The organism is Nostoc sp. DSM 114167, assembly GCF_052692655.1.
This window is the reverse complement of record NZ_CP195116.1, coordinates 8,205,174-8,218,537: the sequence shown is the minus strand read 5'-3', so window position 1 is coordinate 8,218,537 and position 13,364 is coordinate 8,205,174. Positions and strand designations below refer to the sequence as shown.

10 protein-coding genes are annotated in these 13,364 nt (G+C 39.7%); 2 read left to right on the top strand and 8 right to left on the bottom strand.

Going from position 1 to position 13,364, the window contains the following annotated elements; translation table 11 throughout:
- Nucleotides 1–37: 37 nt before the first annotated feature.
- Nucleotides 38–1,753: an alpha/beta hydrolase gene (locus tag NSTC731_RS34725; RefSeq protein WP_445628902.1), complete on the bottom strand. Its 1,716-nt coding sequence runs from the start codon at nt 1,751–1,753 to the stop codon at nt 38–40.
- A gap of 243 nt (nt 1,754–1,996) precedes the next feature.
- Between NSTC731_RS34725 and NSTC731_RS34720 the strand changes: the two genes are divergently transcribed.
- Nucleotides 1,997–2,191 carry a hypothetical protein gene (locus NSTC731_RS34720; RefSeq protein ID WP_445628901.1) on the top strand — a complete coding sequence of 65 codons (195 nt, stop codon included), beginning with the start codon at nt 1,997–1,999 and terminating at the stop codon, nt 2,189–2,191.
- Nucleotides 2,192–2,211: 20 nt separating this feature from the next.
- Here the strand turns inward: NSTC731_RS34720 and NSTC731_RS34715 are convergent, their stop codons facing one another.
- From NSTC731_RS34715 to NSTC731_RS34700, 4 genes are all read right to left on the bottom strand, one after another.
- Nucleotides 2,212–3,126 (bottom strand): ion channel, encoded by a 915-nt coding sequence (locus NSTC731_RS34715; RefSeq protein ID WP_445628900.1) that lies wholly within the window; start codon nt 3,124–3,126, stop codon nt 2,212–2,214.
- Between the two features lie 180 nt (nt 3,127–3,306).
- The gene (locus tag NSTC731_RS34710; protein WP_445628899.1) at nt 3,307–4,182 is read right to left on the bottom strand and encodes a YsnF/AvaK domain-containing protein; all 876 of its coding nucleotides are present in this window, start codon (nt 4,180–4,182) and stop codon (nt 3,307–3,309) included.
- A gap of 372 nt (nt 4,183–4,554) precedes the next feature.
- Nucleotides 4,555–5,463: a DUF2382 domain-containing protein gene (locus NSTC731_RS34705; RefSeq protein WP_445628898.1), complete on the bottom strand. Its 909-nt coding sequence runs from the start codon at nt 5,461–5,463 to the stop codon at nt 4,555–4,557.
- 472 nt (nt 5,464–5,935) lie between these two features.
- Complete coding sequence (locus NSTC731_RS34700; protein WP_445628897.1) at nt 5,936–6,748, bottom strand: DUF2382 domain-containing protein; 813 nt, start codon at nt 6,746–6,748, stop codon at nt 5,936–5,938.
- A gap of 236 nt (nt 6,749–6,984) precedes the next feature.
- On the opposite strand from NSTC731_RS34700, the gene NSTC731_RS34695 reads away from it, so the two are divergent.
- Nucleotides 6,985–7,719, top strand: coding sequence for a DUF1995 family protein (locus tag NSTC731_RS34695; RefSeq protein WP_445628896.1), 735 nt, complete (start codon nt 6,985–6,987; stop codon nt 7,717–7,719).
- A gap of 355 nt (nt 7,720–8,074) precedes the next feature.
- Here the strand turns inward: NSTC731_RS34695 and NSTC731_RS34690 are convergent, their stop codons facing one another.
- From NSTC731_RS34690 to NSTC731_RS34680, 3 genes are all read right to left on the bottom strand, one after another.
- Nucleotides 8,075–8,350 (bottom strand): hypothetical protein, encoded by a 276-nt coding sequence (locus NSTC731_RS34690; protein ID WP_445628895.1) that lies wholly within the window; start codon nt 8,348–8,350, stop codon nt 8,075–8,077.
- Between the two features lie 493 nt (nt 8,351–8,843).
- The gene (locus NSTC731_RS34685) at nt 8,844–9,776 is read right to left on the bottom strand and encodes a hypothetical protein (protein ID WP_445628894.1); all 933 of its coding nucleotides are present in this window, start codon (nt 9,774–9,776) and stop codon (nt 8,844–8,846) included.
- Between the two features lie 277 nt (nt 9,777–10,053).
- Complete coding sequence (locus NSTC731_RS34680; RefSeq protein ID WP_445628893.1) at nt 10,054–13,074, bottom strand: zinc-dependent metalloprotease; 3,021 nt, start codon at nt 13,072–13,074, stop codon at nt 10,054–10,056.
- Nucleotides 13,075–13,364: the final 290 nt, after the last annotated feature.

Sequence of the window (13,364 nt, the reverse complement as noted above, 5' to 3'; positions counted from 1 at the left end):
TAGAATCAAAGTCCCCCTTTTGAAGGGCAGGGCTGTTTCATTGCCTCAAAGGTTGATAAGGGGTGGAAGTAGGTTGAGGATTTGATGGTTTGCTGGACTGGGGAGTTGGCCCACTCCAAACTCGATCGAACTGAGCTACCGACAACGACTGTAAAATACTAAGATTAAGCGGCTCTTTGCTGATAAATGTGGCATAGGAAGGCTGCAAATAGGAACGGTATTCAGGGCGGTTAAGGAGATGGGTTTCTAAAAAAGCGACGCTAAGGGCGTTGAGATAGGAAAAAACAGCCGCACGATCGGGGCCCAGTAAAGCAGGTGGTACAGGTAAGACATTGTTTTGAGAAGTCGGTTCGGCGATCGCTGAAAAGTGGGTGGCATTTTCAATCAAAGCCAGGTACTTATTGGAGTCAGAAAGCCAGGTAAAGGGGCGAATTTGTTCAGATACGGGTGGTGCGAAAACATCTTGACTACCTGCTACCAGCATGACGGGAATTTTAATTTGACTGATTTGCCCCTGACCTAAAACTGAGCTGTCAATGGGATTAATCGCAATGATGGCCTTGATGCGATCGTCTTTGAGTTCGTAATTCTTTGGAGGTAAATCGTTTGCTTGACACTGCAAAAACAGTGATAAATTAAAGGATGAATTATCGGGATTACAATCTTGCCTCAGTTGGCTAAAGTTAATATCGGCTCCTGCTAAAGTCAAAACAGTATAACCACCAAAGGACTGACCGATCGCCCCAACTTGCTGAAAATTAAGTTTTCCTTGGAGGGTGGGATCGGATTTATCTAGACGCTGGAGTTCATTGAGTAGATATTTGATATCCAAAGGTCGGTTGACAAATTCTGCTGCATCTGGCGGCCCTGCCAAACCCGCAAAATATTGTTGAAAGCGTTCGGCATTACTACCAGGGTGTTCCAGTACAGCAACAGCAAAACCATAGGATGCTAGATGTTCAGCTAGATAGACAAAGGTAGAGCGATCTGAAGCCAGTCCATGAGAAATTACAATCAAAGGGAAGGGAGGAGAGAATAATTCTCCAGCTTTTTGTGAACCTGCTGACGGCAGATAGATATCTACGGGTAGACGGCGCGAGCGAGAAATGTCATTTAACTCCAGGCTTTTTTTCTGCCAGGTGAATTTTCCTGGCGATCGCAAATCTGGTTTTTGGGAGAAATCAATTTTGGAAGTGGCTGCTTGAGCGATCGCTTCTTTTTGCAGAGAGGCAAAAACTTCATCCTTTTTTTTAATCAATTGCGACAAGTCATCGACTATCCTTAATCCCTCTGTGAAATTCACCCGGATAGTATCGCTAGGAAATTTCCGCAGTAAATTCACAACCGTTAACCCCTCTTGTCGATCGGCAGCAGACAAAATTAAAGAGGCACGTATGGCATAGAAGCCATTCTTTCGAGACTCAGTGAGCAGTAATTTTCCCAGTTGTTGCACCAACTGCTCTCCTATCGGTGAGTAGGTAACTTGAGATACTAGTGTAGGAGTGAGATTAAAGCGTTGCTGGAGTAAATCCCGCAGTTGGGCGAGTTGTTCAGGAGTCGCACGGCTAGCATAAAAGGACAAATCCTGATCGATTTTGCCCTCTTTAGCAAAGGTTTCCAGCGAGTCCACCGATAAATAAAATTCGCCGAAGGGAGGATAATAAAAGCTAATGCGTTCAGCCCCCAATCCGGGAGTAGCAGTCAAGAACGTAGATAGAAAACCTAAACCCAGATATCTCAAAAATTTTTTCATTAGAAAAACCCACTATCTAACCCTGGCAAACAACTTTGGGCAGGGAGGAAAGCGGGGCGGGATCTATAACCGCTTTCCTGTTGAATTGGTTTAGATATATCAAACAGGCTATAAGCACAATAAAGCAAGTACTTACGAGAAATTTGACGGAGCTTTGAACGATCAAAATACATGAGTAGCAAATTTTTCACTCAAACAGCATCAGTAGCGCGATAATAGATATAGAGATCAAAATTAAGTTATATGTCCTTTGCTTCCTGCCCCTGTTGTGTTGTCGTCCTCAACCAACAACAAGAGCAAAATATCGCCCACCAAAAGCAGTGCCAGGATGTGCCAGTTAACCACAGTAAGAGTGCGGTTAAAAGTTGCACTGTAATTGAAAATGGTCGAGTGGTCGTTAAATCCTTACAACCACCACTCAATCAAACTTTCGAGTAACTTTCAGAAATTTCACCCCTTTACTCTAAAGGTAAAACATCGTGGAAGCGGTTGTAATCAATGTAGCGATTTCCATCGGGTGTGTGGTAAATGATATCGACAAATTGATTGTTCCACAAAATCTCATTCGCACTATAGCTATGACGGGCATGAACAACCTGGACAACCGTTTCATCAATGCCACTCAAAGAGACAATCAGCATAGTATTTGTCTGGGTTAACGATTCTGGTGTCATCCCATACAAAGGACTAAACTCATCAATGACATGCATCACTGACCAGCTTAACGTGAAGCTAGGTGTTTGGTTCCTCACCAGTTTAAGATCGTGGAACCGACGTATGAACTGTCCTTCTAGGGTTATTTCGTCGCGCATCAAGTAGACTCGCATCTGCGCTTCCAGAATCGTATTGCGACGCTTATTAGCGCTGCGAAATATCAGAGTCGGCATCGCATTATGAGGTGTAATGACAGCAACACGGCTAAAAAGTACACGGGCTGTAGGTCGAGAGAACCGAGCAAACGCTAGTCCTGTCATCACAGCAATTCCCACCAAACCGATCATTGCTTCAATCGTGACAATAATGTTGGCGTAAGTTGTTTTCGGATACATTGCCCCATAGCCAATAGATGCTAGGGTTTGGACGCTAAAGAAAAATAAATCTAAAAAAGAGCCAGGTTGGGCGTTGGCAATACAATCTCCTCCGATCGAGTAAGCTAGGGCAAATAGAGCATTAATCGTTATATAGAAAGTACAAATTAGCAGCAGAAAGCCAATCCAAGGAATCGTTAACAGCAGATGATAAGGATCGCGCCAGTAGGAATGCCATGCACCCATACCTATAATTTCAAATTTTCCATCTTGAACTTGAATCTTAATCGGTGGGATCGGACGCTGTCGTTTCTTGGGTGAAAGTCTCTTCAGTCGAAATTTCATTGCAAGTAGCCAAAAGAACGCCAACTACTTAGTATTGTAAATTAAGTTGCATTAGAGACATTCACTCTAGACAATTAGGCAGTAGAAATTTAGCTTTCTTTTCTTAAATCAGCAAAAAAATAGGGTGTGCAATGCCCACCCTACTAATTTATCTGCTAGAAACTTGTTAAAAACTTGTTGTTATGGCTTTAGTGATTGACCTTTAGAACAGCGGTCAAACCACTCCTGGTATTTTTTCTGGTGCAACTCATCTTCAACAGCAATGGTAACACGCACCTGCTTGCAGCCGTGATTTCGCTCTAGTGCGATCGCATTCAATAATAAATTAGCAATTTTAGGTGAGCTAAACTCGCCGCTTACCGTTAAACCGCTGTCATGTGTAACTTCAAGTCTTTCTACTTCCGTCAAATCAAGCCCAGAAATTTCTCCTTGTCCTAAATCAATTTCTGCAAGTTGTTTGTGTTCTGGGCTAATTTGTTCCACAATCAGCTTTTCACGCCGGACAGGAACTTGTACCATCCGAGTTTCAATTACTTTGCGAACAATTACCTCACCAACTTTACGCTTACTGCTTTCAACAACTAGCCGTTCTTCTAGTAGACGAATAATCTGTTCTTCAGGAATCTGTTCTAAATTATTTAATGACTCAACTGAGCTATTTGTAGTTTGATTGTTAGCTACTTGCTCAGTTGAGTTAAAATCGCCTGGTGTTTCTGATTCTAAATATTCAGGCATATATTCAATTTCTGATTTGTTTAAGTCTATGAAAACAGATTGAGTCGGCTTGTCTATTTTTTTGATTCTCTGGCTCTGCAACTGAAATAAAGAAGGATGTTTATCAGCTAACTGCTGGCTAGATTCAGCAGTTTTTTGATTAGCCTGGTTCGATATTACGAGGTTTAGCCGACGATTAGCATCCACAATTAAATCATGAACTACTCCTACTAGCTGACCTTGATTATCAAATACAGCAAAATTGTTCACCTTCTTTCTTAAATCTACCAGCGAGGAGATAGTGCGAGAATTACCCTTTGCCTGTAATGTGTTTTTTGCCATAGTTTGGCTATTCATCTGGAAAGTTTACTAACTGCTTTCTACTTAGCTAAATTAAATGTATTAATCATCTGGATACCATTTAGAAGGTATTTGCACTCAATGGATTTATCCAACTCATATCCAGAGTAATATTTGCAATCAAAAATCCTCAGTGAGATCGATACTTTTCGCTTCAGCGAGAAAGGGGAAAGGGTAACGATTTTAATTTACCTTTACCCCTTTCCCCAGACCAAAAGAGAGATTGTTGGGTTTATCCGAAAAGTATTGTAAGTGGTATCAGCGTAAGGACAGGTAAAGCTAATTCAACTGCTTCACCTGTACTGTATAGAATTAATTATTAGTCATTAGCTAGTAACTAATGACTATGTATAGTTAGCGTTCTTCAATGGGAAGATTACCAGAATTCACATCTAACTCTTCACGACGCACAGTTTCTTGAGTTTCAACTGTGTCTTGATCGACCACTTTTCTAACTCTGACTTCTTCACGCAGAAATGCTTCTTTGCGAATATCAGGAGTTTCTTCATGGATTTCTATGCGAGCAACTTCGCCTTCACGGAAGTCTGCTTCGCGCCCAGAAACAGGCGTACCCGCATCTGCTGGAGTTACACGTTCAATCACGACTCGTTCTCTTTCTACTGGCACTGCAACCCGTGCGGTATCAGTTTCAACATGCTTGCCAATCGTTACTTCTCCAGTTTTTTGGCGTCGTTTGCTGGCAATCAACCGTTCTTCATACAATCTCAGAGTTTGATGATCTTGCTCGTTTAAACCGTATAAAGCAGGCTCATTTTCGTAAGTGTAGCTATCACGGGCGTAAGTGGGAGTTGTACCCAATGGTGCTACAGGCGTTCCTAAAGGATCTAATCCTGCTGAAGGATCTAATGGTGTTGCAGCTTCTACAGGAAGGTTGTTGTAGTCTGTGGGTTGGCGATATACCCCACGCACCCGTTCTTCATAGTCGTAATCAAGGGTTTGACGTTCATCGAACTCAGGCAAATCTTCAGCTTGCTCTCTAGTCAAACCAATTGTGTAAACGCGATCGGTATTATAGTCGATACGAGCGCGGCCGATTGGTAGTAATACTTTTTTACCAAAAATCCAGAAGCCTAAGTCAACAACTAGATAGCGAAAATGACCTTCTTCATCAACTAAAATATCGCTAACAGTACCAACTTTTTCATCAGTTCCCTGTGTATAGACACCCTGCCCTTTAATGTCATGACCATCAAAACTCTCTTGATAGCTAGGCTCAAAATCTTCTAATTTGTAAAGAACCATTATTTTTAACCTCAAATATTTTTTGTCAATCTCTTAATAACTAAAGTAGACATTGATTTATTTTTGTACATCCTTCTGCCGAATGAATTATTTCCAGAGTTAAATAATCGAAAGTTATAGATAATTTTGGGCGATATGGCTAACTAGAGACATGAAATTAGGAGCATCTCACTTGACTGTTGTAAAGATATGTCTAGCTTTAGTACGCGGGATTCACCAGATATATTAAGATTTTTAATGCAAAGTTTTGTATTTTGTATCTTGTATCCTTGGATCTATAGATGGTTTCTCAAGATATAATTTTTTGAATGTTAAGATTACTTACTTTTTAGAAACTTGAAAATCTTGTTATTGAATAAAAAATACAGGCAGAGATCAAATTAACTTTGCCTGTATGATAATTTTTAGATAAATCTATCAAACAAATTTATCAACCAGCTAATTAAATAGCTTTATATGCAGTAACACCAAATTATTGCACATCTAAATTACCCGCAGTATCAACATCTAATTCTTCTCGACGAATAGTGTCTTGTGCTTCCACAATGTCCTGTTCTACTATTTTTTTCACCCGGACTTCTTCACGCACAAACGCTTCTTTCTGTATCTCAGGCGTTTCTTCGTACACTTCTATGCGTGCTACTTCTCCTTCTTGAAACTTAAGTTCATTGGGATTTACAACCTTTCCTGCTTCTGTTGGCGTAATTCGCTCAATCAAAACTCGTTCTTTTTGAACGGGTACTGTAACGCTTACAGTTTCTGTTTCAATATGCTTACCAACCGTGACTTCTCCGGTTTTGATGCGCTGTTTATTGGCAATTAATCGTTCTTCATAGAGTTTAAAAGTTTGATGAGATTGCTCATTCAATCCATATAAATTGGGATTTTCTTGGTAATTGTATGTATCGCGATCGGAAGTCACACCGCTAGTTGGAGAACGAAATACACTACGTACCTTTTCTTCGTAATCATTATTAACGATCGCATCTTCTGTATGATCGGGTAAACCTTCTATTTGCTGTCTGCTTAACCCATCAACATAGACGCGCCTTTCTAGATAACTGATCCGGCAAAGACCAGTTGGTAGTAAGATTTTCTTGTTAACAAAATCTAAGCTGACATCAATAATTAAATAGCGGAAATGACCATCATCATCAACTAAAACGTCAGCAACTGAGCCAACTCTGTCCCCACCCTCAGTATAAAGATCCAACGCTTTGAGATCGTCTCCGCCAAAAGTATCTCGATAATTTGGGTCAAAGCGTTCAAGTTTATGAAGAGGCATACGCTGTTCCTAAGTTGTTTATAAGGTTTATTTGTGAGTATAAAAAATATTGAGCTAAGTATCCTCCTGCTGGCGACTGAGTTTAATGGAAATATTTGAGGATTTATATTATTAGGGGAATACTCAAGTGAAACAGTCCTACGTTTTAAGGGGATTGGGCAATCTCATCTGTGTAAGTCCTAATTAAGAGCCAATACTGAAACAATGGGAATAGACACTACAGAACCATGCAAATTATGAGTGAACTTCCAAATAGTCTTGAAGATGCGATCGCCCAATCTCGTGTAGCCGTTCAAGCTGCCCTTACAGATGGCTGCACTCGGCTACAAGTTGAGTTCCTGTTCCCGGAACTGAAGTTTATGCCAATAGCAGAACAATTTCTGCCGGCGTTTACAGATTATGATTCCCGTTTGAAGATTTTCTTTGCTGACGCTGGGGCTGCGGCCCTAGCCCGTCGTGATTGGGCAGATGCACCATTTCAAATTTTGGATATTGGTACGGGTAGGGCTGCTTCTTTGCAGACAAAAATTCAGCCAGAGGATGAAATTTTCTTATTCATCGCCCCCACATCCGTAGAAGTGCCGCAGTTGGAAAAGTTGTGTGAAGTAATAGGCGATCGCCCTTTAGTTTTGTTGAATCCCCGTTTAGAAGATTCTGGAACCGTGGGCATTGGTTATACAGCCAGAAAAATCCGCGATCGCTTTATCAGTACCATTGAATCCGCTTATTACGTGCGCCCCATCGACGATCAAAGTGCCTTATATCGCTGCTACCCAGGACAGTGGGAAGTTTGGCTGGAAACCGACGGCGAATATCAAAGAATTGCCGAATTACCCACAAAACCATCTGGTGACGATTTGGATCTCATTGTTTTAAAAGGACAACCGCAAACAACAACAGACGCGACACCTGCGAGAAAGCCCAGTGTGTTTAAGAGTTTGCAACGCTTTTTAAAGGCGTTGAGTAGTTAGTGGGACTTAGACAAAAAACACCCAGAAAATGTTTAAGTCCCGTTAGGAGAAAGTAGAGGTAGCAGGGAGAGATTTTGTTATCTGCTGCCTCATTTTATTTGGCTTGGTTAGCTCGACTTTATTCAAGATTAAAAACTCGGTTTTGTTTTGTTTATCCAGTAAAAACCCTGGCTTTTTGGCAAATACTTTTTCCACGTCACAGATTATCTATGAAGTTAAAAAAGTAAAACTACTGTCTCACAGAAGTTGCAGTGATAGCGATCGCGTTGTGAAAAAATGGATAAAGTCGAGGTTAATAGAAGCCTACATCGACCGCTTGCGGCGATCTAAGTAGTTCATTCTTACTAGCCCTTACCTAACTAAAAGCTACTGCTGCTGCCAGAATCATTGCTACTGCTAGTGCTGGAGTCACAGCTACTGCTACTGCTAGAATCATTGCTACTGCTACTCCCAGAATCACAGCTACTGCTGCTGTTAGAATCATTGCTATTATTGGTGCTGGAGTCATAGCTATTACTGGAATCATTTCCTCCAGTATTACCAACATACCAACTACTGTCGCTGTTACTAAAAGAGTTACCATTGCTTCTACGACTTTTACCGGAACTGTTTCTACCAGATGAAGTAGCACCTTTGATGAGAGCGATGAAGCCCAGTACAATCAGTAAAAATATAATTAAGCTCCACATAGTTTTTATCCTGTGGTGATGATTGCAACAACTAACTTCAATTTTTTTGGCTGTGATTACGGATTTCATCTAACTTGCAGGCGCTGCCTCGATATCCTGCCACATCAACTCAAGATACAGCAGTTTTTATTTGCATATTGGATAGCGGTAAATTGAGCGATATTTCTGCCGAAAAAGTTTTTCAGCAAATTCATGCGTCTCTGCGATGAAAAACGTTATATAGCAATCCTTTTGCACAGCAAGAATTAATTGATGCTGTAGTTTATTACGAAGAGCAAAGACTCAGACTTGGGCTGGAGTATCTTGGAGAAATAGAACACGCAGTAAACTTCCTCATCGAAGCACTTCTAAATGCAAAATTACTTACCATTCAGTGCATATCACAGTTAAGGGCATCAATGAGATTTGATATTTATGTTTTCGGTGATATTGATATTAATCTAAACATTGACCATGATATAGTTTTTTATCATCATTTTTTGAATGGTCTTCATATATACGATAGTGACAAAACTGGTCATGAGCGCAGCCTTTTATTATAGCAGTTCCTTTTGTGCCTACTATTTCTAGACTTATTACTGCCCAATCATCGCCATCTAAATCCATGCTCCAGTAATTTTTTCCTTCTGCTAATGCAACATTTTGAATTTCTCCAATCAGAGATACGATCTCAGAACAAGATTTAATTTCTTCTATCGCTTCTTGATATTTATTAGGAAATTGTTGCATTCCCCAAAAGTTTCTTAATTGATTTGGAATAATTAACCCAGGAGAGGGATTATAATCAGAAGTTTTAAATGTTATCAAAGAGATAAGTATAATTATAAATATTGCCGGAGTAGCATAAAATAATCTTTTGATTTTACTAATTGGTTTACGAACTTGGAACAGACAACCAAGAAAAACAAATATAAGAGGAAATGTATAAAAAACCACAGTTGCAAAAAATAGGTTGATTGTGTTTACTATCCAAAGAATTATTTCAGCAACAACTGTATTTCTTAAACTACCTGTAACCAAGATAAATAGACCAATAAACATGGAAAATAAACCACTAATAAATGATTCAATTTGTGTATTTACACTTAATCTTGATATACAGCCTATAAATACAAACAAAGCTAAGATTATCGGATTGTAGTCTTTATTATTATTTTTAATTATCCAAAGCAAAATTATACTGGAAACTAGTGAAATAAATAAGGCTATAACATAACTAAAGGGATAATCATAAGGGGATAGTAACCAGAATCCAAAAAATTGATTGAGATTTAGTAGAGTTAATAAAGCAAGAGCTAATAAAAACGGTATACTCCAAATAAATATTTTTAAAGTCGGAAAAATGGCATTTAGAATAAAATCAATCATTGTTTTTTAGGTTATATATGATTCTAATTGTTCAATATATTAATGATGAATTTAATAGACAATTGTATTTATTCAAAAGAACATAAAGTTTTACATAGATTGATTTTGCTCTTAGCTCGACTTCTCGAAATTTAAAATATAGCCGCCTCAATTGTAAATTCAATAAGACTTAAGCAAAAAGCCTTTATCCCACAGCATAATCAATATATTTTGCCAAAATCATAGAAGAAAAAGAAAAGTGAGGAATTTTACTATTAACTCCTCACTCCTAACTTTTTTAATTTGTTTGTAACGGTGCATTCAAGACTTTCTCGATGCGATCGCGCGTTTCTAATAAGTGCGCTTTGGTATATTCATCCTCAGAATTAACTCCCTTAAGTTTTTCATCAAGCTGTTTTAGTTTATACCAAGCTAAAGTACGAGCATCTTCTGGAACATTTTCTTTTCGCAAGACCATACTAGTCAAAATGTCCAAATACTGACGCTGCAAACCTCGCCGCAAACTGGCAATCTTCATCGGTTTACCTTTTGGTTTGATGACTTCCGTCCAAATATCTGATTGTAAAGTGTCAAATAGTTCTGGTAGAGTAAGTGCTTTTCCTTCGGGAGTTTTGAGTTCAATATCCTTGAGACGAGAGAGGCGATCGCTTGAGAGTAAATCTCGCAACACAGAACCCTGCATCAGTAGCACCAAGTCATGAATGGGAAAATCCAAACGACCAACTTGTGGAGAACTACCCCAATGTCGCCAACGAGAAGGTGCTAATTTATTCAGTAATTCTGGTGAAAAACTCAGGGCATCTTCTGCGAATACATATTTTTGTAGCGTTTCTAAAGCTTGGCGTTGTTCTTCAACTGGTACTGGTTCAAATGGTAAACGGTGTCGGAGAACTCCAGAGACTTTCTCGGCAGGTATCTCGCTGGGGTGAATGCGATAGAAAGATTGTCCCCCGATGTATTTTGTGGTGTAATAGATTTGCTGAAAATAGTTACCTAATACTGTGCTAAAACGTTCGCTCACATCGCTGTAACTATCACCAGCCTTTGGGAAACGCTTATCCAGACGTTCCCACATCACCCGCGAATTATTCAACTGCCACTGAGAATAAAGCAGCACATTACTGCTGTTATCCCAAGCATCAGCTGTGGGGTCAAGGTCATATACATCTTCATCTGTGGAATAACTCAACTCTGGCTTATAAGATTGTGCAGCAATTTCCTCCAAAATTGGCTTTTCTGCTATAGGAGTTGATGTCTGAATTGTTGTATAGCCGTACTTAATTGCCCATTCATCATAAGGCCCCACCATACTCGGAAAATAATCTCCTTGTTTTGTACCTTGAGGGGCAATATTTGGAGGAATATAGTCCATGACAGAAGTTGTCAGGCCTTTATTTTTGGTAATTTCGGTATTATTCATCTCCTGTGGTGGTAACAGTGTACTACCACGGAAGTTATGACGTAAACCCAGAGTATGTCCAACTTCGTGAGCGATGATTAAACGCAAATATTGATTAATATATTCTTTCACCTTGTCTGGAGTAGCCATAGTATCAGGCAGCAGAGACATTGCCAGTGAACCAAAGGCAAACTGGTTAGCAGCTTCCATGCCATAGCATAAATCGTACTGACCTGCCATTTTCGATAGACGATTCAACAACCCCTCTTGTCCTTGCATCTTCTGGGGGACACCATTGTTTTTCCCATCTAAACCATTGGCGCAAAGTAGGCGATTTTGCATCAAAGCTGATAAAGTCGTGCGATTTTCTGTTTGGCTGGGTTGGACGATTTTGCGATATTCACCCTTGAGTGCCCGGATAAAGCTAGCATCTACGAGAATATCTGCATCCAAAATTTCCCCTGTCAATGGGTTAACGCGAGATGGCCCCATTGCAAAGTAGCCATCAACTGTATTAATCCAGCGAATTGTGTTGTAACGAATATCTGCCGGGTCCCAGGTAGCATCATCTGGCATTTGGCGGACTTCAATTGCATCCTTGAATCCAGCTTTGAGAAAGGCTTTGTTCCACATAAGAATGCCTTCTTTCATGGCATCGCGGTATTCTAAGGGTACAGCGTTATCAATCCAGAAGACAATCGGTTTTTTGGGACGAGAAATGGCTGCTTTCGGGTCTTGTTTTTCTAAATGCCAGCGATTGATATAGCGGACAAAAGAATCGCCGCGATCGTCATCTTTGGATAAATCTTGATAGGCGGTGATGAAATAGCCAACGCGATCGTCAGCAAGGCGCGGTCGATAATCTAGATCGGGTAGTTGGGAAAGGCTGTAGTGAACGCGCAGGGTAAAGCCACGGTTGTCAGCTAGCGACCCAAAGTTTGCCGCTTCACTGTTGGGTTCAGCACTATCAGAGTAATTCAAAATTGATTCGACTTCTAAGTTTTGAGGAAAGGCTTTAGCAGTACCAAAATAGGACTGGCTGGTGCTTTTGGGAACTCCTAAACCTACAGATAATCCAGCTAAGTCTGTGAGTAACAAATCTTCTAAGTCAATGAGAATAGTTTTGCGTTCTGGATGAATGCTTTTAATGGGAATGGTGTAGAGAACAGAATCACTAAACGATCGCGTCAGCGATCGCACTTGGGGATCTCCCTCACGAGTGCGAAAATTCACATTGCGGATGACAAAGTGTAATTTATCATCTACCCGTTTGAAATAAAATAAAAAATCTTGCAGAGGCATACCACTGTAAATACCCCGTTCGCCAATACCCGATTCCAGGGTTGCCGTAGCTAGGTAATTTTTATTAAGTTGTTCTGGCTTAATTTCTAGATAAATCTTGTTCTTTTCTTTATTACGATAAAGGGTGAACAATCCCCCTGATTTTTGGGTGTTTTTAATTACTTCGTTAAATGGCTCTAAATCATCCTTTGCTGCTGGTTTCGCGGTAGTACTAGGCTTGGCATTTGCTTTCTCTGAGGGGTTTGCGACTTGTAAAAATGGTTGCTGACCTGCTTGTTTCAGGTTTTTTACTATCCAAATAAACGGTTGAGGCTGTGCGGGTTTATTTTGATTAACTACCCAAACTTGATTTGACGGTAGCCTCTGTTTCTGAGGAATATTAATATTATTTAATGATAAATTTGAGATTTTCGTTGAAGAAGTTTCTGTCGATAACTGACTATTAGATTTATCTTCACTGCTGACTGTTACCACATTTTCTCCAACAATATGCTTGGCTGTATCAACATTGTTAACAAACGGTGACTTAGCACTAGCTGTCGCTATCCCTAAAAACAAACTATGTAACAAAATCATATAAAAGGTTAATTTGTTCATCGCATTCATTACCTGATAACTATCTCTCGTTAATTTTTAACTTTTGCAAAGCCATATAGCCTGCCGTATGGCGCTTATCTTAGCTGCTTTATATTAGGCAATAAACTTTCAGCTTAAATTTTAATTGCCATTTTTCAGCTTTGTTGTGCTGTTTTAGTGTAGGATTTTTTCTAACAATTGCATCTCCTACAAACAATAAGTATGATTTTTACATCACACTCAGAAATTTCTTGGATAAAAAGTATCACAAATTAACTAAATCATAGAATTAGTTGAGCTGGTAAATAATT